A 20,691-nucleotide genomic window follows, 5' to 3' on the forward strand; every position below is an offset into this window, starting at 1 on the left:
CCCGCAGCGACAGCCGCGCGAACGGCCCGCCGCCGGTGCGCGGCGCTCCGGCGGCGCCGTGCCCCGCCCCCGCCGCCGGGCGAGGAATGCCCGTCACGCGCCGTCGGGCCGCACGATGCCGTCCTCGACGGCGCGGCGGAAGAGGTCGACCTTCGTGGGAGCGGGCCGCCCGGCGGCCTCGTACTTCGCCCGGATGCGGCGGATGTGGTCGTGCACGGTCCCCCGGGAGATGAACAGCCGCGAGGCCACCTGACCGGCCGTGCGGCCGCCCGCGTAGAGGGCGAGCACCTGCCGCTCCCGTTCCGTGAGCACGACCGGCACGTTCGCGAACGCGGGCGCCTCCCGCCCCAGGGCGCCGCGTCCGTACGCGGGGTGCGCGGCCTGGCGCACGCGCCGCACGAGCTCGTCGGGCTCGTCCTGCTTCCGCACGACGCCGTACGCCGGCAGGCCTTCGGCATCGTCCGAGACGTAGAGCAGCACGCTCTGCGTGCTCGCGGAGAGGGTGGACAGCTGCGGTATCGGCACGGCCGCCTCCGCAGCCGTGCACCCCACGAGGACGACGTCCATGCGCTCGCGTCGCGCGGCGAGCGCGCTCACCGTGGGAGCGGTCGACACGACGTGCATGTCGGTCTGCGCGTTCAAGATCGCCGTGACGCCGAGCGCCAGCGCCGGATGCGGGTCGACGACGCCGATCCGCAGGTAGGCGCGTTGCAGCGCGCGCGGGCGAATCGGTCTGCGCCAATCGTCCGATCTGTCCGTAGTCACGTCGCCGGCATCCTCCGTTCCGCCTCGCTGTCGCTCTCCCCCTATGAGATGCGCGGGGCGCTCGAACGATGACACGTTCCGCCGTGCCGAGCGCGGAATCCCCCAGGGATGGGGGTGCGGCGGGGCGTGATCGCGGCGCGATCCCCCCGTCCTGGGGAAAGACGAACGTGCACATCGCTTGCGAGGCTGGAACGAGCCGAACGCGCCTGGGGGGCGCGCGTCGCCCCGATGCTCTCGTTCCCTCGGCCCGTGCGGTTTCCGAACACACCGTCGCCCCTGCCCGGGGGCGGCGATACCCGACGTTGGAGCAGAATGTCCCAGACAGCAGATGTGCAGCCCGATGCGTTCGACCGGGGAGACGCCGGCGCGCCCGAGTCCCCGACCCGGCGGAGCGTCGTCAGGGGCGCGGCGTGGTCGCTCCCCGTGATCGCGGCCGCGATCACGGTCCCGACGGCGGCCGCGACGACGCCGGCACCGGCGTGCCCGTCCATCACGATGGGCGACTGGAGCAGCTGGCGGAACCAGGGGCAGGCGCTCGTCCCGGCCGGCGGCGTGAACGGGCACAACGGCTGGTTCCGTTCGCACCGGGGCCTGACCGGGTTCGTGTCGATGCTCGACAGCGCGGCGTGCGCGCCGGGTTCGAACACGCCGGTCGCGTACGTCCTCACCGACGTGACGATCCCCGTCACTCCGGGCACGACCTACGTCTTCACCTTCCAGGGCGTCGGCGGCTGGGGCAACAGCAACGACAACAGGAACACCCGTTTCCAGCAGGTGGAGGTGCGGATCAACGGCATCACGATGTGGTCGGGCGACACGCGTACCAATCTCCACCCCGACCGCGGCATCCAGTCGTACTCGTTCGTCTACGTGGCCTCGCCCGGCCAGACCGGCATCACCCTCACCTACCGGTTCGCGATCCCGCCGCGGCCGCGCTGCGACGCGCTCGGCGCCAACGACGACATCGTGCTGACGTCCCCGCTCATCACCTGCTCGTGAGCGGAGGATGCGGGAGGCCGGGAGCGGCGGTCGTCGCGGCCCCGCTCCCGGCCGTCGCTCACTGACGCAGGCGCAGGCCGCGCGCGAGGTCGCGCAGCTCGTGGCGGCTCGCGACGCCGCATTTGCGCATCGCGTGCGAGACGTGCGACTCGACGGTGCGCACGGTGACGACGAGCAGATCGGCGATCTCCCGGTTCGACATGCCGACGGCGACCAGGCGCGCGACCTCCCGCTCCCGCTCCGTGAGCGTCGGCGGCATGACCTGTGCCGCGGAGTCGAAGCGCCCCGGGGCCGACGTGATGCGCGTCGCCTGCGCGTTCGCGCGTGCCGCTGCGTCGTCGTCGCCGCGCGCGCCGTGCGCGCTCGCGAGCTCGCGCCAGACCACGACCGCGCGCATGTCCTGGCCGAGCGCCTCCAGCCGCTCGGCGCCGGCCTCGAGGGCGTCGAGGTCCTGCTCGACGCGCGCGCGGATGATCTCCCGGTGCACCTGGATCGCGTGTCCCTGCACGACGCTCACGCGCTCGGAGAGCCGCGCCGACCGCGCGGGCGCGGGGTCGGCGTCGGCGGCGATCAGATACGCGTAGGCGGCGGGCAGGCGGAGTCCCATCGCCCACTGCTCGTCTCCGAGCCGTATGAGCACGTCGGCGGCCTCCTCGGCGCTTCCCCGGGCGCGCAATCGCGACGCGACGATCCAGTCCGTCGCCATTCCCGGGAACGGCCCCCGGAAGGAGAAGCCCTCCGGCCCGACCCGCAGGATGCCCTGCGGCGTCGTTCCGCGGGTCTCGGCGATCAACGTCGCGACGGCGGCGAGCCCCAGCCGGTAGAGCTGCGGCTCCCCGGCGGCCAGATGCAGGTGGGCGACCTCCGTGATGAGATCCTCGGCGTCGTCGTAGCGGCCCGCGACGAACGCCTCGAGGGCGGCGATGTACGTGTAGGCGTACATGTCGGCCGCGTGGAACGCCGCCCGGGCCTCCTCGTAGCCGCGTCGCGCGAGGTCTTCGACGTGGTCGAACTCGCCGCGGGCGAGGAGGAGCACGGCGGTCATCACCTCGGTGAACTGGTCCTCCTTCAGCTCCAGGCGCGCCTCGGAGATGAGACGGTCCGCCTCGTCGAGATCGCCCCGCATGAGCTGCACGAACGCGCGTGAGCGCAGGATCTGCCCCCGGGCGCCGGCCGCCATGCCCGTGGTCTCCTCGGGAAGCGCATCCGGATCGGCCGGCCCGATGAAGGACTGCTCGATGAGCGCGGCCCAGGCGAGCAGATGACCCCTCATCGCGTCGCTGCCCTCCGCCCGGGCGCGAAGCCGGGCGACCGCGAAGCCGGGCCTGTTCTCGACGGTCGTCAGATGCAGGCCGTACATGTTCTCCCACTCGAGCTCGCTCTGCTCGGAGCCCGGCAGATCGGCGCTCTCGGCGAACAGCCCGGCCACCGTCTCGGGCGTGCCGCCGCCCGCGCGGAGGGTCGCGATGAGCTCGGCCGCCGTCCCCTTGGTCCGATCCCTGCTCCAGGCGTCCTGTGCCGCGAGGAGCCGCCGACGCGCGTGCTCGTGCACGAGCGTCACGAAGAGCGCGGCGTGCTCTTCGCCCACGGCGGCCGCGGCCGGCGCGGTCGTGCCGCTCGCGAGACGTCGCACGATGTCGTCCGCCATCAGCACGCTGCGCACGCGCCGGGGCCGATGGCGGAAGTGGTCGACCAGGATGGGATGGCGCACCGTCACGATGTGCCGGTCGCCCGTCGGGAACACCTCGATGACGCCGGCGTCGCCGAGGCGCTCCAGCACCGGACGATCCACGAGCCTCAGCGCGGTCGACATCGCCGCCGGCCCGAGGATGGCCAGGGTCTCGAGCCCTGCGCGCTCCTCGTCGTCCAGGCGAGCGATGAGCGCCTCGGCGATGCTCGTCATCGCGGGGGTCCAGATCTCGCCGGCGCCGCCGGCCGTGTCGCCGTCGACGCGGATGCGGCCGTCGCGGACGGCGGCCTCGACGAGGGCCAGTGCGATGCCGACGTTGCCGTTCGACTTCGCGTAGACGCTCGACATCGTCGGGCCGTCGAGCGCGAACCCGAACCGCGTGACGATCAGCCGCTCCAGCTCCTCGAAGCGCAGCGGGCTGAGGCGGAGCTGGAACGTGCGGGCGAACCCGCTCAGCGCGCCGGCCCGCCCGGGGCTCGAGACCCGTCGCGTGCCGGCGAGGGAGGCGCCGGACACGTCGCGGAGACGGGCGAGCACGCCCCGCGACGCGTCGTCGAGGTCGTCGGCGTCGTCCACGGCGACGAGCGACGGCCCGTCGCCGAGCGCGGCGCGCAGCATCTCGAGCGCGACGGCGGGGGTCCTCGGATGCTCGCCCAGCCATCCGAGCGCGGCGAAGGGCACGGCACGGAAAGCCGCGATGCCGGGCACGCGCAGCACGCTCCACCGCTGCGCCTCGAGATGCGCGCAGATCTCGCCGAGCACGTGGGACCGTCCCGATCCCGGCTCGCCGACGATGTCGAGGTCGCCGCCGCTGCGCAGCACGTCGATGCCGTGGAGCACGACATCGAGGCGGATGCTCATGGACACTCCTCCGAGGGTCTTCGAGCACATCCTGCCACGGCGGGGGCGCAGGGGAGCCGGCCTCGCGCACGGGCGCGCGCGGCGGGAGCACGGAGATCGCGCTGCGCCGGCACGGAGATCCCGTCGTGCGGGCACGGACATCCCGCATCCCGTGCGCGTGCGGCGGAAGGGCCCGCCGAGAATCGTGGGGCACGCCGCGGACGGGCCGCGGGGCAGGGAGCGCGATGGAACGGATCCGGGTGGGCATCGTCGACGGCTCGCCCGTGATCCTCATGGGGCTGGCGGCGCTTCTCGGCGCGCAGCCCGACATGCACGTCGCCGTCGCGGAGACGACCGTCGACCGCGTGGCGGAGGCCGGCCCTCCGCTCGACGTGGTGCTGCTGGAGGCCGATCCCGGAGGGGGTGCCGCGCTCCGCGCGGCGGTGCGCCGCCTCGCGCGACGGGACGCCCGGGTCGTCGCGGTCGCCGCGCGGCCAGGCGCCGGGTGGGGGCGCGAGGTGCGCGCGGCCGGAGCGGTCGCCCTGGTGCACAAGAGGGACGAGCCCTCGGCCATCGTGCACGTCGTGCGCGAGGCGGCCCGCGCGGGTCGTGATCGGTCCCGTCCTCCGCGCCGCCGCGCGGGGCTCACGGGGCGCGAGGCAGAGGTGCTCGCGCTGTACGCGGCAGGGCGCACCGCGGGCGAGGTCGCCGTGCTGCTGTACATCTCGCGCGAGACGGTGCACGATCATATCCGCCGCATCCGTGCGAAGTACGCGGCGGCGGAGCGGGCCGCCCCCACGAAGGTCGACCTGTTCCGCCGGGCCGTGGAGGACGGCCTCATCGACGATCGCGGGCACGCCCTCGCCGACGGCTGAGCCGGCCCCGCCCTACGCCCGCAGCGACAGTCGCGCGAACGGTCCGCCGCCGGTGCGCAGCGCTCCGGCGGCGCCGTGCTCGACGACCTCGCCGCGGTCGACGACCGTGACCGTGGCGTCGTCGGGGATGACGTCGGTGCGGTGCGTGATCTCGATGACCGTCGTGCCGGATGCCGCGTGCTCGAGCCGTTCGCGCACCGTCTGCGCCGTGCCGGCGTCGAGCTGGCTCAGGGCCTCGTCGAGCACGAGCACGCGGGAGCGGGCGACGAGCGCCCGGGCGAGGGCGAGGCGCTGCAGCTGCCCGCCCGACAGCGTCGTGCCGCGCTCGCCGACCGTCGTGCGCAGGCCGTCGGCGAGCGCGTCGTCGAGGCCGACCGCGTGCAGCGCGGCGCGCAGCTCCTCGTCATCCGCCTCGGGACGGGCGAGCCTCAGGTTGGAGGCGACGGTGCCCGTGAACAGCACGGGACGCTGATCGACCACCGCGACGGCGCCGCGCACCGCGTCGAGGGGCAGGGCGGGCAGGTCGGTGCCGCCGAGCAGGATGCGTCCCCCGTCGGGATCCCAGCCGCGCACGAGGAGGGATGCCAGGGTCGACTTGCCGCTGCCCGACACCCCCGCCACGCGGTGCCAGCCGCCGCCGTCGAACCGCACCGAGACGTGCGAGAGCGCGGGCTCGTCGCGATCCGGATAGCGGAAGGTCACATCGTCGAGCTCGACCGAGAGGATGCCGTCGGCGAGCCGCGCGCGGCCCTCGTCGCGCACGAGCGGGGCGGCCTCGACGATGCGCTGCACGCGCTCGCAGGCAGAGAAGGCGGCATCCAGCCCCGTCGCGAAGTCGTCGGTGCTCACGCCCCCGAGCCAGAGGGCGACCAGCAGCGCGACGGCCGCGACGACGTCGCCCGGCGCGGCACCGCTCAGCAGCAGGGCGACGAGGCATCCGCCCCACAGCATCCGCTCGAGCAGCAGCCGCACCGCGACGGTGCGGCCCACGCGGGCGGAGCCGCGCGCGACCTCGTCGCCGAGCCGCTCCAGGCCCGCGCGGCGGGCGTCCTCGGCGGTGAAGGCGAGCACCTCGCGCAGGCCCTGCACGTCGTCGGCGACGTGCGTCGCGAGGCGTCCGCGTGCCGCGGCGGCCGAGCGCGCGGCCGCCCACGCCGTTCTCGCGCCGAGGAACGGCAGGGCGAGGGCGACCGCGAGGAACGCCGCGACGATCGCCGCGAGCCCCGCGTCGATCACGATCGCGAACCAGGTGAGCGCGACCGCGGGCACGACGACCGAGGCGACGACCGGCGGGAACGTGTGCGCGAAGAACACCTCGATGCGGTCGATGTCGCGCGTCGCGCGCTCGGTCAGCTCCGCCGAGGCGCGCCCCGTCGTCGCGGCGGGCGCCTGCGGGACGAGCCGGGCGAACAGCAGTTCGCGCAGCCGCTGCAGCGCCGTGAACGCGACCCAGTGCCCGGCGTAGTGCTCCAGATAGCGCAGCAGGGCCTTGACGAGGCTCATCGCGACGATCGCGGCGACGAGGCCCGCGACCGGGACGTCGTCGCCCGCGGCGATGCGCACCAGGCTCAGCGCCGCGAGCACGATCACGGCGACGCCGAGCAGGTGGCCGACGATGCGGGCGAGCGTGGCGAGCACGAGCGGCGGCAGCAGCCGCCGGGTGTGGCCCACGAGCCAGCGGGTCAGCTCGAGCCGGGAGGGGGCGGCGGGTCGGGAGGGCGCGGGGCGAGGGGCGGGTCCGGCGGGATGCGAGGGCGTGCTCATCGGGCGGCCCCCTCGCGGGTGAGCTCGATGGTGCGGTCGGCGGCGAGGATCGCGCCGGGACGGTGCGCGATCGTGAGCACCGTGCGGCCCCGCGCGAGCTCGGCGAGGCTGCGCAGGAACGCGGCCTCGCCCGCGAGGTCCACCTGCGAGGTCGGCTCGTCGAGGATGAGCACGGGCGCGTCGCGCAGCGCCGCCCGCGCGATCGCCAGGCGCTGGCTCTGCCCGCCCGACAGGCTCGCGCCGTGCTCGCCGACGGGGGTGTCGAGGCCGCGCGTCATGGCGCGCACCTCGTCGTCGAGGCCCGCGATCGCGAGCGCCCGCCACAGTTCGTCGTCGGATGCCCGGGGCGCCGCGATGCGCAGGTTGTCGGCGATGCTGCCGTGGAAGAGGAACGTGCGCTGCTCGACGACGGCGAGCCGGCCGCGGATGACGGATGCCGGAGTCTCCGCCGTGTCGTCGCCCGCGACGGTCACCCGGCCCCGCGCGGGGCGCAGGTGCCCCTGCAGCAGTGCCGACACGGTCGACTTGCCCACGCCGCTCGGGCCGACGAGGGCGACGTGCTCGCCCGGCTCGACGCGCAGGGTCACGTCGTGCAGCACGGGCCGCCCGGGCGTCCAGCCCGCTGTCACCCCGTCGAGCGCCAGGGCCGGGGCGGCCGGGGGTCCGGCATCCGGGGGTCCGGCATCCGGGGTGCGCAATTCAGGAAGATCGGATGCTGTGGTGTGCTGCTCGCCCGGGTTTCCGCGGTTCGCGTGCGGGTGGCCGGCGGGATTTCCTGAATTGTGAACGGTTCCGGCGGTTGTGGGGGTGGCTGCGGGGGTATGGCCCGGGCCTCGGGGGCTGCCGGTGGGGGCGGCATCCGGGGTGCGCAATTCAGGAAGATCGGATGCTGTGGTGTGCTGCTCGCCCGGATTTCCGCGGTTCGCGTGCGGAGGGCCGGCGGGATTTCCTGAATTGTGAACGGCGCCGCCCGCGAGGTGGGCACTGAGCGCGCGCTCGGCGGCGCGGCCGCCGATGCCGATGTAGAAGAACTGCCCCACGAGGTCGACGGGGCCGATCACGAGCAGCGCGACGAGCACCGTGGCGAGGGCCGCGCCGAGCGTCAGCGCGCCGTCGCCGAGCCGGCCGGCGGCCAGCACGATCGCGACGAGCACGATCGCGAGCGACACCGTGGCGTCGATCACCAGGATGAGCACCTGGTTGACGGCGAGGATGCGCATGAGGCCGCGCCGGTGCCGCTCGCCCTGGGCAGCGAGCCGCTCGCCCTCGCGCTGCGCGGCACGCGCCCCGACGAGCGTCGACAGCCCCTGCACGGCCTGCAGGAACGCCGCCGCGAGCCGCATCTGCTCGCGGCGGTGCGCCGACCCGGTCGGCCGCACGGCGCGCTGGGTGACACCGATGATGAGCGGCACGACGACGAGCATCGCGGCGAGGATGCCGGCGATCGCGGCGTCGGTCGTGAGCGCGTACACGGCGAGCACGACGAGCGGCGTGCTGAGCGATCCGACGATCGGTCCCAGGAACCCCGCGCGGTAGTGCGCGGCGCGCTCGACCGACCCCGTCGCGAGGGCGACGAGCGCGCCCGACCGCGGTCCCGCCGCGCGCAGCCCGCCCTCGTACAGGCGGTCCACGACGGCGCGGCGCACGACCGTCTCGGCGCGCGACTGCGCGCGGGCGCTGTGCGCTGCGATCGCCGCCGACGCCGCCGCGGCGACGAGGACGAGTCCCGCGACGGTGCCGACGGCCGGCAGCGGGCTCGCATCCGCGATCAGCAGGTCGATCGCCCACCCGACGGCGACGAACACCCCGGCGAGCGCCGCGCCCTGCGCCCAGGCGAGCACGATCGCGACGACGTGCGCGCTGCGCGGCACCGAGGCGCGCACGATCGGGTGGAGCGGGGGAGCGTCTGCAGCGCCGGGTCGCGAAGAGGCCATCCCCCTACTGTCTCATCTGTCCGACTCGCCGGCCCCTGCCGCCGGCCCGCTGCCGGCGTCCCGCACCGTGTCCCACGACCGGTGGCTTCTCGCCCGGCAAGCCGCCGCTGCTGAGACACGCGGCGGGGTGCGCTCTCTGCCGAGATGGTGGGTTCCTCGCCGAGATGGTGCCCACCATCTCGGCGAGGAAGGCACCTGCTCGGCGGACAACCCACCTGCTCGGTGAGAAATCCACCGGCTCGGCGCGAAACCCACCTGCTCGCCGGGCGGGGGCGCTACGCCGTGAACCGCGACAGGAACGCGCGCGTGCGTTCCTCGCGCGGCGCGGCGAACAGCTGCGCCGGTGGTCCCTGCTCGACGATCGCGCCGCCGTCGAGGAACACGACGCGGTCGGCGACGTCGCGGGCGAACGCCATCTCGTGCGTCGCCATGAGGATCGTCGCGCCGTCCCGGGCGAGCTCACGCACGAGCTCGAGCACCTCGCCGACGAGCTCGGGGTCGAGCGCCGAGGTGATCTCGTCGAGCAGCAGCACCTCGGGGTCGGTCGCGATCGCGCGCACGATCGCGGCGCGCTGCTGCTGTCCGCCCGACAGCCGATCGGGGTGCACGCGCGCGAAGCCGTCGAGCCCGATGCGGGCGAGCAGCTCCATCGCGCGCTGCTCCGCCTCGCGCCGCGGCACGCGGTGCACGACCCGCGCGGCGAGCGTCACGTTGTCGAGCACCGTCAGGTGCGGGAACAGGTTGTAGCTCTGGAACACGGCACCGAACCGGGCGCGCACGCGGTTGGCATCCACGCGCGGATCGGAGATGTCCTGATCGCCCAGGAACACCTGGCCGTCGTCGATCGGCTCCAGCAGCCCGAGGCAGCGCAGCAGCGTCGACTTGCCCGAGCCGCTCGGGCCGATGAGCGCGACGACCTCGTGCACCGCGAGCTCCAGCGACACGCCGCGCAGCACCTCGCGCTCGCCGAACGCCTTCCAGAGGTCGACCGCTCGCAGCACCGTCGTCATACGATCGCCCCCGCCTGCTCGCGCGCCCGCAGCCGCGCCGTGTACCAGTCGGTGAGCCGGATCGTGGGGATCGCGAGCAGGATGAACAGCACGCCGGCGACGACGTAGGGCGTGAAGTTGTAGGTCTGCGCGGCCACCGTCTGCGCCGCGCGCACGGCATCCACCGCCCCCAGGATCGAGATGAGGCCCACGTCCTTCTGCATCGACACGAAGTCGTTCATCAGCGGCGGCGTGACCTTGCGCAGCGCCTGCGGCAGCACGACGCGGCGCAGCGTCTGCGCGTGTCCGAGCCCGAGCGCGCGGGCCGCGAGCAGCTGCGACGGATGCACGGCCTCGATGCCCGCGCGCAGCACCTCGGCGACGTAGGACGAGTAGGTGAGCGTGACCGCGAGCGTGCCCAGCACGATCGGCGGGATGCGGGTGTCGGCGAGCGTGGGCAGTCCGAAGCCGATCAGGAACAGCACGATGATGAACGGCAGTCCGCGGAACAGGTCGGTGTAGGCCGCCGCGAGCAGCCGCAGGGGGAAGAACACGGGGCCGCGGAGCGTGCGCAGCATCGCGAGCACGAGCGCCACGATCGCGACCGTGACGACCGAGAGCGCGAGCACCTGCAGGTTGAGCAGGAACCCCGCCCACACCCGCGGCAGCGCGCGCACGGCGATCTCCGGGTCGAAGAACGCCTTCTGCACGGCCGCCCACCCGGGGGTGTCGATGACGAACACCCAGACGACGACGGCGACCACGACGGTGGAGGCGATCGCGACGAGCACCGACTGCTGCGCGCGCCGCTGCCGGTAGGCGCGCCGGCCCTGTTCGAGCGCGCTGGGTTCGTGCGTGGTCACGAGTCGACGGTAGCGGACGAGCGCGGCCGCGCCGCCGGGCCGTGCGCGAGCGGCCGTCGCGCTCCCGAACGGTGTGCACAATTCAGGAAGGCCGCGCGGGCGAGCGGATGCCGTCCGCGCGATCCCGCGGTCCGCCCTCGGCCGGGCGGGCGGATTTCCTGAGTCGTGAACACGATGGAGCCGGGCATCGACGTCGGCGGAGCGTCCGCGGAGGCCGCGGGGCGCCTACTTGAGCAGGGTGACGCCCTGGCCCTCGCCGAGCCACTCCTCCGTGATGCGGTCGAGCGTGCCGTTCTCGCGCAGCGCGTCGACCGCGGCGGTGACGCGCTCGGTCAGCGGGGAGTCCTTCGGCAGCAGCACGCCCCACTCGTCGGGAACGCCCGCGGCGGGCAGCTCGCCGACGATGAACGAGTTCTCGATGTACACGCCCGTCGCGTAGTAGGCCGTGGGCAGGTCGAGCACGATCGCGTCGATCTGGTTCGCGATGAGCGCGGCCACGGCATCCTCGTTCGAGTTGTACAGCTGCGGGGCGACGTCGGGCGCGATGGCCTCGTCGATCGTCGTCGCGCTCGTCGAGCCGGCCATCGCGCCGAGGGTGAGGCCCTTCAGGCCCGCGAGCGAGTCGACGCCGTCGGCGGCGCCGCCCTCGATCGCCACGACCGCCTGGCTGGCCGCGTAGTACGGCGACGAGAAGTCAACGGCCTGCCGGCGCTCCTCGGTGATCGTGTACTGCTGGATGTTGACGTCGAAGTTCTTGGGCCCGGGCGCGATCGCGGCCTCGAAGCTCGTGCGCACCCACTCGACGTCCTCGGGCGCGAAGCCCAGCTCGCCGGCGATCGCGTAGGCGATGGCGGCCTCGAAGCCCTCGCCCGACGCGGGGTCGTCGTCGATCACGTAGGGGTAGTACGCGATCTCACCGGTCGCGATCGTGAACTTGCCGGGCGTGAGGAAGCCCTCGTCGGCGACGCTGGTCGCGGTGTCGCCGGATGCCGGCTCCGATGACGCGGTGCCGGCGGGCGACGACGCGCAGGCGGTGAGCAGCAGCGCCGCTCCCGCGACGACGGAAGCGAGGCGCACGGTGCGCAGAACGGATCGCGACATGGGGGACTCCGGGGGTCGGCGGGCGCCGGTCGGGACAGACGGCCCCTCCATCCTCGCGGCTCTCGCGCCGAGGGCGGCGATCCGGCGTCGCATTGTTACATCCGCCGGGCCGGTCCGCGCCGCTGCGTCCGCATGCGTGTTCGCCGGCGCGACCCGCTCAGCCGAGCTCGTCGAGCATGCGGCGCTGCTCGGGGGTGAGGCCGTCCTTCAGCTCCTCGCGACCGGCCGCGGCGGCGGGCGACGGCGGCGCGGCGGCACCGGGACGCGCGCTCTGACCGCGGATGCCGGCCTCGGCGCGGTCGTAGATGTCCGACGCGGCGGCCTGCACGCGGGCGTCGATGCGGGCGTAGACGAACCAGCCGATCGCGATGATGACCGGCGGGAGCACCCACGCCCAGAACAGGCTGCCGCCGAGGCTGGCGCGCGACAGCAGCAGCGTGATGACCCAGACGATCGCCGCGACGACGAGCACGATGCCGCCCTGCACGAGGCCCTCGCCCGCGCGCGTGCGCTGGCCGGCCGACTTCGCCGCGGCGTTCGAGAACGCGCGGTGCACGATCGGCTTCACGAACAGCTCGGCGAGGGTCATGATGACCGCGGCCCAGATCGCGTGGAACCCGATCCGTGCCGGAGTGAACAGGCCGATGACGAGCAGCACGACGATGTTGAACACGTACAGCGATGCGAAGCGCACGACCCAGTTCTTCATGCATCCAGGGTACGTCGGCCGCGTCCGCGGGGCACCCCCTGCGCCCGGCGCATCGGGCACTGGGCCGGAGTGCCGCGTCAGAGCGTGAGGCCCGCCGCCGTCGCCGCGCCGAGCTCCCAGGCGGCCTCGCGGGCCGCGGCATCCACGGGTCCGAGCACGCTCAGCGGGTCGCGCGTGCGCCGCCACTGCAGGCCCGTCGCGATCGTCTCGACGCTGCGCACCGCGCCCGCGGCGTCGTTGTCGCCGTGCACCCACAGCGCGTACGGCAGGCCGATCGTGGCCTGCAGCACCGGGTAGTAGATCTGGTCGAAGAAGTGCTTGAGGGCGCCCGACATGTACCCGATGTTCGCGGGCGTGCCCAGAAGGATGCCGTCGGCGGCCAGCACGTCGCTCGCACCCGCCGACAGCGCGGGACGCACGACCACGTCGACGCCCTCGATCGCGTCGTCGCGCGCGCCCTCCCGCACCGCCTCGAGCAGCGCCTGCATGCCCGGCGACGGCGTGTGATGCACGATGAGCAGAGTAGCCACCCCGCTCATGCTACGCCCGCCCACCCGTCTCCCGCCCCCGCCCACCCACCCCCGCACCATCGCGCGCCGAGTCAATCCCCGCGCGCCGAGTCAACCCCCGGTTCGCGCTGAGGCGGGATTGACTCGGCGAGGAAGGGTTGACTCGGCGCGCGATGGTGCAGGGGGCGATGGCGCGATCGTGCGGGGTGCGAGGGTGCGGGCCCGGTGCGAGAGACTGGGGGTGTCACGGCATCCGTCTCGATCGAGGAGGTCCGAATGCGTCACGCTCCGCTGCACGGGGTGCGGGTCGTCGAGCTCGGCAACTACATCGCCGCGCCCACCGCCGGACGGCTGCTCGCCGACTTCGGCGCCGACGTCGTCAAGGTCGAGCGCCCGCGCACGGGCGACGAGCTGCGGCGCTGGCGCCTGTACGGCGGCGACACGTCGATGCTGTACCGCACGATCAATCGCGGCAAGCGCTCGCTGGTGCTCGACCTGCGCAGCGACGAGGGGCGGCGGATCGTGCTCGACCTGCTCGCAGACGCCGACGTGCTGTTGGAGAACTTCCGCCCCGGCACCCTCGACGCGTGGGGACTCGACGAGGCGACGCTGGAGGCCGTCAACCCCGGCCTCGTCGTCGCGCGCGTCTCGGCGTTCGGCCAGACCGGTCCGCTGTCGCCGCGGCCCGGCTTCGCCGCCGTCGCCGAGGCCTACGGCGGCTTCCGCGAGCTCGTGGGCGAGCCGGGGCGGCCGCCGAGCCGCACGGGGGTGTCGATCGGCGACTCGATCGCGGGCATCTACGCGGCCTTCGGCGTCATGATGTCGCTGTTCGAGCGCGAGCGGCATCGCGACGGCCCGCTCGCGTCGGCCCTGCGCGAGCGCTCGATCGACGTCGCGCTCAACGAGGCGATGCTCTCGGTCACCGAGTCGCTCCTCCCCGAGTGGGAGGCCTACGGCGTGCGACGCGAGCGCACGGGCGGCCGCATGCAGGGCATCGCGCCGTCGAACGCCTACCTCTGCGCCGACGACAGGAGCATCGTCGTCGCCGGCAACGGGGATGCCATCTTCCAGCGCCTCATGGCGGTGATCGGCCGCGACGACCTGGCCCGCGATCCCGCCCTGCAGTCGAACGAGGGGCGCTGGGACGCCCGCGACCTGCTCGACGACGCGATCGGCGCGTGGGCGGGCGCCCGCCCGAGCGCGGAGGCGCTGCGCGAGCTGGATGCCGCGGGCGTCCCCTCGGGGCCCATCTACACCGCCGAGGACGTGTGCGCCGACGAGCAGTACGCCGCGCGCCGCATGGTGCAGCGCTTCGACGTGCACGACGGGGAGCGGCTGCTGACGGACGTCGGCTTTCCCGGCATCGTGCCCGTCGTGGGCGGCGAGCCGCGCGAGATCGCCTCGCTCGGCCCCGACCTCGGCGCGCACACCCGCGAGATCCTGCGCGGGCTGGGCTGGGGCGACGACCGCATCGACGACTATGAGGAGAGAATGCGATGAGCGTGCAGATCCGCGACGTCACCCTGCGCGACGGGCTGCAGCTGGTCGGCCGGGGGCTGCCGACCGCGCGCAAGGTCGAGCTCGTGCGCGAGCTCTTCGCCCTCGGCGTCGACCAGATCGAGGTCGGCTCGATGGCACGGCCCGACCTGATCCCCGCGCTCGCCGACACGCTCGACGTCGTCGCGGCGCTCGAGCCCGAGGAGCGCGACCGGCTGTGGGTGTGGACCGCGACGCCGCGCCACGTCGAGCGGGCCGCGGCGGCGGGCCTGCGCCGTTTCGCGTACTGCCTCTCGGCGTCCGACAGCCACAACCGCGCCAACCTCGGCCGGCCCACCGAGACGTCGCTGGACGCCATGCCCGACGCGATCGCCGTGGCGCGCGAGGCCGGCGGCGTCGTGCAGCTGTGCATCGCGACGGCGTTCACGTGCCCGTTCGAGGGCATCGTGCCGAGCCGGCGGCTCGCCGAGATCCTCGACGACGAGCGCACCGACGGGGCGGTCGACGTCGTGATCGGCGACACGCTGGGACAGACCCATCCCGCCGAGGCCGGCGCCCGCACGGCGCTCGTCGCCCGGCACCGGCCGGGCCTCGGCGTCGTATTCCACGGCCACGACACCTGGGGCCTGGGCGTCGCGAACGCGGTGGCGGCCGTCGACAACGGCGCGACGGTCGTCGACGGCGCGCTCGGCGGCCTCGGCGGATGCCCGTTCGCCCCGGGCGCCTCGGGCAACACCGCGACGGAGGACCTTGCGTTCGCGCTGCGCCCCGACTGGGTCGCGCCGGAGTCGTTCGCCGCCCTCGTGCGCCTCGGCGAGGACGTCACGGGCACGCTCGACGAGCCGAACCGCGCGCGCACCCGCGCCGGCGCCCGCAGCGACGCCCACGCCTTCCCCTGGGTCCTCCCCGCGTAGCCCCCGCGCGCGGCGCCCGGCCTCCCGCGCGCCCTCGCGGCATCCATCCCGCCGCCCGCCCGCCCGGCATCCCTCCCTCGCCGAGACGGTGCCCTTCTCGCCGAGATGGTGCCCTTCTCGCCGAGATGGTGCCTTCTCCGGCGAGATGGTGCCTTCTCCGGCGAGATGGTGCCTTCTCCGCCGAGATGGTGGGTTTGTCGCCGAGACGGTGGGCACCATCTCGGCGACAAACCCACCATCTCGCGGTGGAGGGCACCGTCTCGGCGCGGAGCGTGGCGACGGGGGTGCGGGCGGGGCGGGGCGGGGCGGATGGCGCGCGGGGCGCCGGCGGGGTCAGGCGATGTTGAAGTAGGTCGCCTTCTGGTAGAGGAAGCTCTCGACGTGCTCGCGGCCGCCCTTCCAGCCGTAGCCGCTCATCTTCGTGCCGCCGAAGCCGATCGCGGGATCGATCACGCCGTAGGTGTTGACCCATACGGTTCCCGACCGGATGCCGCTCGAGACGCGGTGCGCGCGTCCCAGGTTCTCGGTCCAGAGGCCGCCGGCGAGGCCGTAGGGCGTGTCGTTCGCGAGGGCGAGCGCCTCCTCCTCGGTGTCGAAGGGGATGACCGAGGCCACCGGCCCGAAGATCTCCTCGCGCGCGATCGTCATGTCGTTGCTCACGTTCGCGAACACGGTGGGCTCGATGTAGAAGCCCTTCTCGAACTCGCCGGCGAGGCGCTGGCCGCCGCTGACGAGCTGCGCCTCCCTGCTGCCGACCTCGATGTAGTGCTGCACGCGCTCGAGCTGGCGCTGCGAGATGAGCGGGCCGATCTGCACGCCGTCGGCCAGGCCGTCGCCGATCTTGACGGTCTTGGCGAACGCGCTCAGGCGCTCGACGAACTCGTCGTGGATCGAGCGCTGCACGAAGATGCGGGTGCCCGCGACGCACACCTGGCCCGAGTTGGTGAACACGCCCATGCCCGCGCCGGGCACGGCCTTGTCGAGGTCGGCGTCGTCGAAGACGATGTCGGGCGACTTGCCGCCGAGCTCGAGCTGCAGGCGCTTGACGTTGTTCGCCGAGGCGCGCACGATCGCCTGGGCCGTCGGCAGCGAGCCGGTGAACGCGATGCGATCGATCCCCATGTGCTCCGACATCGCCTGGCCGACGTCCTTGCCGTAGCCGGTGACGACGTTGATCACGCCGTCGGGCACGCCCGCCTCCATCATCAGCTCCGACACGCGCAGCGCCGCGAGCGAGGCGTCCTCGGCCGGCTTGAGCACGGCCGTGCAGCCCGTCGCGAGCGCCGGGCCGTAGATCCACCACAGGCCCATGAGGGGACCGTTCCAGGGGATGATGCCGCCCACGACGCCGACGGGCTCGAGCGTCTTGATCGCCGTGAAGCCGGGGGCGATCGACAGCGGCGGCGTCTGCTGGATGCCGCGGAGGCCGGTCTGCCCGGCATAGAACTGCAGCAGCTGCGACAGCCATTCCTTGTAGCCGCGCGTGCGGGCGAGCGGGGCGCCCATGTCGAGGGTCTCGATCACCGCGAGCTCCTCGAAGTTGTCGACGATCGCGTCGTGCACGCTGAGCAGCAGCTTGCGGCGCTCGTGCGGCGTGTACTGGCTCCACGGGCCCTCGAACGCGCGTCGTGCGGCCGCGACCGCGAGGTCGACGTCGCGGGCGTCGCCCTGGGCGATGCGCGCGAGCACCTCGCCGTTGGCGGGGTTGACGGCGTCGATGTACTGGCCCGAGCTCGGCTCGACCCATTCGCCGCCGATGAGCAGCTTCTTCGTGCCCTGGACGAATGCGGGGGTGGCGATTGTCACGTTCGATCTCCTTCGACGACCTCGATGTCGCGCCGGACGCGGCGACGCGAATAGCTCATATATAAAATACATGATCGGTGGAAAAAGGGAAGGGCCACCCGGTCCCGCGCCGGGCCGTGCGCCGCCGGACGCCGCGCGGGAGAATGGGCGCATGACCGGTCCCGCCTCTTCCGCCGACCCCCTGCGCCTCACCTTCTGGGGCGCCGTCGACACCGTGACGGGGTCGCGCTACCTCGTCGAGGCCGACGGCACGCGCGTGCTCGTGGACTGCGGCCTCTTCCAGGGCTACAAGGCGCTGCGCGATCGCAACCGCCAGCCGTTCCCGGTCGGCGCGCGCAGCATCGACGCGGTCGTGCTGACGCACGCGCACCTCGACCACACCGGCTACCTGCCCAAGCTCGTGCGCGACGGGTTCGCGGGGCCCGTCCACGCGACCGCCGGCACGACCGAGCTGAGCGGGCTGATCCTGCGCGACAGCGGCTACCTGCAGGAGGAGGAGGCCCGCTTCCGGGCGCGGCACCGCCGCTCGAAGCACAACCCGCCGCAGCCGCTCTACACGCGCGCCGACGCGGAGCGGGCGCTCACCCGGTTCGTCTCGCACCCGATGGGCTCGGGCATCGAGGTCGGCGGCATCCGCTTCCGCTTCCTCCCCGCGGGGCACATCCTCGGCGCCGCGCAGCTGCAGGTCGAGCACGCGGGCCGCCGCATCCACTTCACGGGAGACCTCGGCCGGCCCGACGACCCGCTCATGCTGCCGCCCGCCCCGCTCGAGCGCACCGACGTGCTCGTGTCGGAGTCGACGTACGGCGACCGCGACCACGCGCCTGTCGACCCCGCCGAGGAGCTCGCCGCGGCGATCGATCCCGTGTGCCGGCGCGGCGGCGTCGTCATCATCCCCGCCTTCGCGATCGGGCGCGCCGAGGCGATCCTGCTGCAGCTGTCGCGGCTGCGCCGGGCGGGACGCATCCCCGACGTCCCCGTCTTCCTCAACAGCCCGATGGCCGTGGATGCCGCGGAGATCTACCGCCGCTACCGCGAGGAGCACCGCATCGACGACCGCGAGTTCGCCGAGATGTACTCGTTCGCGACGCTCGTGCGCTCGGTCGACGAGTCGAAGCTGCTGAACCTGCGCGGCGGCCCGTGCATCATCGTGTCGGCGAGCGGCATGCTCGAGGGCGGGCGCGCGCTGCACCACATCGAGGTGTACGGCCGCGACCGGCGCAACGCGATCGTGCTCACGGGCTTCCAGGCCGGCGGCACGCGCGGGGCCGCGCTGCAGCGCGGCGACCGGGTGCTGCGCATCTTCGGCGAGGACGTGCCGATCGAGGCGCAGGTGCACTCGATCAGCGCGCTGTCGGCGCACGCCGACCGCAGCCAGATCCTCGAGTGGATGCGCGGTGCGCCCGAGCCGCCGCGCCAGACGTTCCTCACGCACGGCGAGCCGGATGCCGCCGACGTCCTGCGCCGGCAGATCGGCACCGACCTGGGCTGGGACGCCCGCGTGCCCCGGCTCGGCGAGACCGTCGTCGTCTGAGCGCCGCGGCCGGCCTCGGCGCTGCGGTCGTGTGCCGCGGTTATGCCTCGTGGTCTTGTGCGCCGCGGTCGTGCGCCGTGCAGGACGGATTCGGGATCCCGGGCGTGTCGAGCGGATGCCAGGATGCCAGACAGGATTTCTCCTGCACGGCGCACGGCGCAAGGCGCACCGGGCACCGCGCACGGGACGCGGCGCCCGCCGATCTCGGGGACGGTCGCGGCCGGATCCGGGACTTCGGTCTCTGCCGGGCGGGACGGCGGGACGCATAGCGTCGGCTACGTCCCTCACCCCTGGAGCGCACTCATGTCCCCTCGATCCCGCCGATCCGGCATCCGTCTCGCCGTCGCCCTCGCGGCGGTCACGTCCTCGCTCGCGCTCAGCGCGTGCGGCGGGCTGCCCTTCCTCCCCGGGGGCCCCGGAGGTCCCGGAGACCCCACGACCCCCGCCTCGCCCGCCGCCGACGCGAGCGGCGCCGTCGGCTTCGACGACGTGCAGTCGGCGACGCTGCAGATCGAGGCGGTCGGCACGTTCGTCGACCCCGAGGCCGGAGGGTACGAGGCCGCGGGCTTCGGCTCGGGCTTCCTGATCTCCTCCGACGGCGTCGCCCTCACCAACAACCATGTCGTCACCGGCGCCGGCACTCTCAAGGTGTGGCGGGCGGGCGACGGGTCGAAGACGCTCAACGCGCAGGTGCTCGGCTCGTCGGAGTGCCTCGACCTCGCGGCGATCCGCCTGCAGCCCGGCGACTACCCCTACTTCGACTGGGAGCAGGGCGAGATCGGCACCGCCGACGACGTCTACGCCCTCGGCTTCCCGCTCGGCGACCCGGTCTTCACGATGACGCGCGGCATCGTCTCGAAGGCCTCGACGACGATGGACACCGCGTGGGCCTCGGTCGACAGCATCATCGAGCACGACGCGCGCATCCGCGGCGGCAACTCGGGCGGGCCGCTCGTGAACGCCGAGGGCCGCCTCATCGGCGTCAACTACGCCGGCAGCAACCTCTACGACCAGAGCTATGCGATCCACCGCGACGAGGTGCTCGCCGTCGTCGACAAGCTGATCGCGGGCGAGAACGTGCTGAGCCTCGGCGTCAACGGCCAGGGCCTCGTCGACGAGAGCGGCGCGGGCCTGGGCGTGTGGGTCGCGTCGCTCGCGGCGGGCGGCATCGCCGACAAGGCCGGCCTCGAGCCCGGCGACGTCATCACGCGCATGCAGGGCATCACGGTCGGCGCCGACGGCACGATGGCCGACTACTGCGACGTGCTGCGCACGCACGGCACCGACGCGACGATCGACGTCGAGGTGTACCGTCCCGTCGACGGCCTCTACTACCGCGGCCAGTTCAACGGCGATCCCGTCGAGGCGGTGACCGTGCTCGGCCAGGGCGGCGGCGGAAGCCAGGCGACCGGCGAGTTCACCCTCATCACCGACAACACGGGCGCCGTGCAGGTCGAGGTGCCGGCCGCGTGGAACCAGATCGACGGCACGCCCTTCCAGGACGATCGCGGCAACACCTACCAGGCGATCGTCGCGAGCCCGAACCTGCAGGCGTACCAGTCGGGCTGGTCGGCGCCGGGCGTGCACGTGCTCGCCTCGCAGCAGGCCGTGGCCAACACCAGCCCGCAGGAGCTGATCGACGAGGTCGCCTCGGGGCTGCCGCAGCACGGCTGCGTCTCGACCGGAGCCAGCGACTACGACGACGGCTACCATGTGGGTGTCTACGAGTACTGGACCGAGTGCGGTCCCGAGAAGGCGCAGTACCTCGTGGTCGGCGCGCAGTCGGTGGCGGGCGACTACCTGGTGCTCGTGGCGGTGCAGGCGGTGACGGATGCCGACCTCGACGCGATCGACCGCGTGATCGGCAGCTTCATCGCCACGTACTGACCACGCACGGAGGAA

16 protein-coding genes are annotated in these 20,691 nt (G+C 73.7%); 6 read left to right on the forward strand and 10 right to left on the reverse strand.

Going from position 1 to position 20,691, the window contains the following annotated elements; genetic code table 11:
* Nucleotides 1-93 precede the first annotated feature (93 nt).
* Nucleotides 94-765 (reverse strand): response regulator transcription factor, encoded by a 672-nt coding sequence (locus AOA12_RS04485; protein ID WP_054680745.1) that lies wholly within the window; start codon nt 763-765, stop codon nt 94-96.
* A gap of 312 nt (nt 766-1,077) precedes the next feature.
* Here AOA12_RS04485 and AOA12_RS04490 point away from each other — a divergent pair, with 312 nt between their 5' ends.
* A complete protein-coding gene (locus AOA12_RS04490; RefSeq protein WP_156366391.1) occupies nt 1,078-1,764 on the forward strand; it encodes a hypothetical protein in 687 nt (228 codons plus the stop codon).
* A gap of 58 nt (nt 1,765-1,822) precedes the next feature.
* Here the strand turns inward: AOA12_RS04490 and AOA12_RS24075 are convergent, their stop codons facing one another.
* Entirely contained in the window at nt 1,823-4,315 is a 2,493-nt protein-coding gene (locus AOA12_RS24075) for a helix-turn-helix transcriptional regulator (protein ID WP_054680750.1), read from the reverse strand.
* Nucleotides 4,316-4,539: 224 nt separating this feature from the next.
* Here AOA12_RS24075 and AOA12_RS04500 point away from each other — a divergent pair, with 224 nt between their 5' ends.
* Nucleotides 4,540-5,169: a LuxR C-terminal-related transcriptional regulator gene (locus tag AOA12_RS04500; RefSeq protein ID WP_054680751.1), complete on the forward strand. Its 630-nt coding sequence runs from the start codon at nt 4,540-4,542 to the stop codon at nt 5,167-5,169.
* A gap of 12 nt (nt 5,170-5,181) precedes the next feature.
* On the opposite strand, the gene AOA12_RS04505 is transcribed toward AOA12_RS04500, so the two are convergent.
* The 7 genes from AOA12_RS04505 to AOA12_RS04535 all read right to left on the reverse strand — a co-directional run bounded on the left by AOA12_RS04505 (nt 5,182) and on the right by AOA12_RS04535 (nt 13,068).
* Complete coding sequence (locus AOA12_RS04505) at nt 5,182-6,933, reverse strand: ABC transporter ATP-binding protein (protein WP_054680756.1); 1,752 nt, start codon at nt 6,931-6,933, stop codon at nt 5,182-5,184.
* Nucleotides 6,930-8,867, reverse strand: a complete 1,938-nt coding sequence (locus AOA12_RS04510) for an ATP-binding cassette domain-containing protein (protein ID WP_054680760.1) — start codon at nt 8,865-8,867, stop codon at nt 6,930-6,932. The genes AOA12_RS04505 and AOA12_RS04510 overlap by 4 nt, the downstream gene beginning before the upstream one ends.
* Before the next feature lie 275 nt (nt 8,868-9,142).
* Nucleotides 9,143-9,877 (reverse strand): amino acid ABC transporter ATP-binding protein, encoded by a 735-nt coding sequence (locus tag AOA12_RS04515; RefSeq protein WP_054680762.1) that lies wholly within the window; start codon nt 9,875-9,877, stop codon nt 9,143-9,145.
* Nucleotides 9,874-10,719 carry an amino acid ABC transporter permease gene (locus AOA12_RS04520; protein ID WP_054686785.1) on the reverse strand — a complete coding sequence of 282 codons (846 nt, stop codon included), beginning with the start codon at nt 10,717-10,719 and terminating at the stop codon, nt 9,874-9,876. The genes AOA12_RS04515 and AOA12_RS04520 overlap by 4 nt, the downstream gene beginning before the upstream one ends.
* Before the next feature lie 225 nt (nt 10,720-10,944).
* Nucleotides 10,945-11,820 (reverse strand): ABC transporter substrate-binding protein, encoded by an 876-nt coding sequence (locus AOA12_RS04525; RefSeq protein WP_054680764.1) that lies wholly within the window; start codon nt 11,818-11,820, stop codon nt 10,945-10,947.
* 157 nt (nt 11,821-11,977) lie between these two features.
* Nucleotides 11,978-12,529, reverse strand: a complete 552-nt coding sequence (locus tag AOA12_RS04530) for an SND2/TMEM208 family protein (protein WP_054680767.1) — start codon at nt 12,527-12,529, stop codon at nt 11,978-11,980.
* A 77-nt stretch (nt 12,530-12,606) separates the two neighbouring features.
* A complete protein-coding gene (locus AOA12_RS04535) occupies nt 12,607-13,068 on the reverse strand; it encodes a flavodoxin family protein (protein ID WP_231637181.1) in 462 nt (153 codons plus the stop codon).
* A 246-nt stretch (nt 13,069-13,314) separates the two neighbouring features.
* On the opposite strand from AOA12_RS04535, the gene AOA12_RS04540 reads away from it, so the two are divergent.
* Both AOA12_RS04540 and AOA12_RS04545 read left to right on the forward strand, forming a co-directional pair.
* Nucleotides 13,315-14,538, forward strand: coding sequence for a CaiB/BaiF CoA transferase family protein (locus AOA12_RS04540; protein ID WP_054680770.1), 1,224 nt, complete (start codon nt 13,315-13,317; stop codon nt 14,536-14,538).
* The gene (locus AOA12_RS04545) at nt 14,535-15,449 is read left to right on the forward strand and encodes a hydroxymethylglutaryl-CoA lyase (RefSeq protein ID WP_054680771.1); all 915 of its coding nucleotides are present in this window, start codon (nt 14,535-14,537) and stop codon (nt 15,447-15,449) included. The genes AOA12_RS04540 and AOA12_RS04545 overlap by 4 nt, the downstream gene beginning before the upstream one ends.
* 333 nt (nt 15,450-15,782) lie before the next feature.
* On the opposite strand, the gene AOA12_RS04550 is transcribed toward AOA12_RS04545, so the two are convergent.
* Complete coding sequence (locus tag AOA12_RS04550; RefSeq protein ID WP_054680773.1) at nt 15,783-17,255, reverse strand: aldehyde dehydrogenase family protein; 1,473 nt, start codon at nt 17,253-17,255, stop codon at nt 15,783-15,785.
* Nucleotides 17,256-17,406: 151 nt separating this feature from the next.
* Here AOA12_RS04550 and AOA12_RS04555 point away from each other — a divergent pair, with 151 nt between their 5' ends.
* The gene (locus tag AOA12_RS04555) at nt 17,407-18,789 is read left to right on the forward strand and encodes an MBL fold metallo-hydrolase RNA specificity domain-containing protein (RefSeq protein ID WP_054680775.1); all 1,383 of its coding nucleotides are present in this window, start codon (nt 17,407-17,409) and stop codon (nt 18,787-18,789) included.
* A gap of 303 nt (nt 18,790-19,092) precedes the next feature.
* On the forward strand, nt 19,093-20,676 hold the full coding sequence (locus AOA12_RS04560) for a S1C family serine protease (protein WP_054680777.1): 1,584 nt from the start codon (nt 19,093-19,095) through the stop codon (nt 20,674-20,676).
* The last annotated feature ends 15 nt before the right edge of the window (nt 20,677-20,691 follow it).

Source organism: Microbacterium sp. No. 7, from assembly GCF_001314225.1.
Classification (GTDB): Bacteria; Actinomycetota; Actinomycetes; order Actinomycetales; family Microbacteriaceae; genus Microbacterium.

Coding starts and splice junctions, on each gene's coding strand:
- AOA12_RS04490 (WP_156366391.1), top strand. CDS start 1,078: ATGTCCCAGACAGCAGATGTGCAGCCCGATGCGTTCGACCGGGGAGAC.
- AOA12_RS24075 (WP_054680750.1), bottom strand. CDS start 4,315: ATGAGCATCCGCCTCGATGTCGTGCTCCACGGCATCGACGTGCTGCGC.
- AOA12_RS04500 (WP_054680751.1), top strand. CDS start 4,540: ATGGAACGGATCCGGGTGGGCATCGTCGACGGCTCGCCCGTGATCCTC.
- AOA12_RS04505 (WP_054680756.1), bottom strand. CDS start 6,933: ATGAGCACGCCCTCGCATCCCGCCGGACCCGCCCCTCGCCCCGCGCCC.
- AOA12_RS04510 (WP_054680760.1), bottom strand. CDS start 8,867: ATGGCCTCTTCGCGACCCGGCGCTGCAGACGCTCCCCCGCTCCACCCG.
- AOA12_RS04515 (WP_054680762.1), bottom strand. CDS start 9,877: ATGACGACGGTGCTGCGAGCGGTCGACCTCTGGAAGGCGTTCGGCGAG.
- AOA12_RS04525 (WP_054680764.1), bottom strand. CDS start 11,820: ATGTCGCGATCCGTTCTGCGCACCGTGCGCCTCGCTTCCGTCGTCGCG.
- AOA12_RS04530 (WP_054680767.1), bottom strand. CDS start 12,529: ATGAAGAACTGGGTCGTGCGCTTCGCATCGCTGTACGTGTTCAACATC.
- AOA12_RS04535 (WP_231637181.1), bottom strand. CDS start 13,068: ATGAGCGGGGTGGCTACTCTGCTCATCGTGCATCACACGCCGTCGCCG.
- AOA12_RS04540 (WP_054680770.1), top strand. CDS start 13,315: ATGCGTCACGCTCCGCTGCACGGGGTGCGGGTCGTCGAGCTCGGCAAC.
- AOA12_RS04545 (WP_054680771.1), top strand. CDS start 14,535: ATGAGCGTGCAGATCCGCGACGTCACCCTGCGCGACGGGCTGCAGCTG.
- AOA12_RS04555 (WP_054680775.1), top strand. CDS start 17,407: ATGACCGGTCCCGCCTCTTCCGCCGACCCCCTGCGCCTCACCTTCTGG.
- AOA12_RS04560 (WP_054680777.1), top strand. CDS start 19,093: ATGTCCCCTCGATCCCGCCGATCCGGCATCCGTCTCGCCGTCGCCCTC.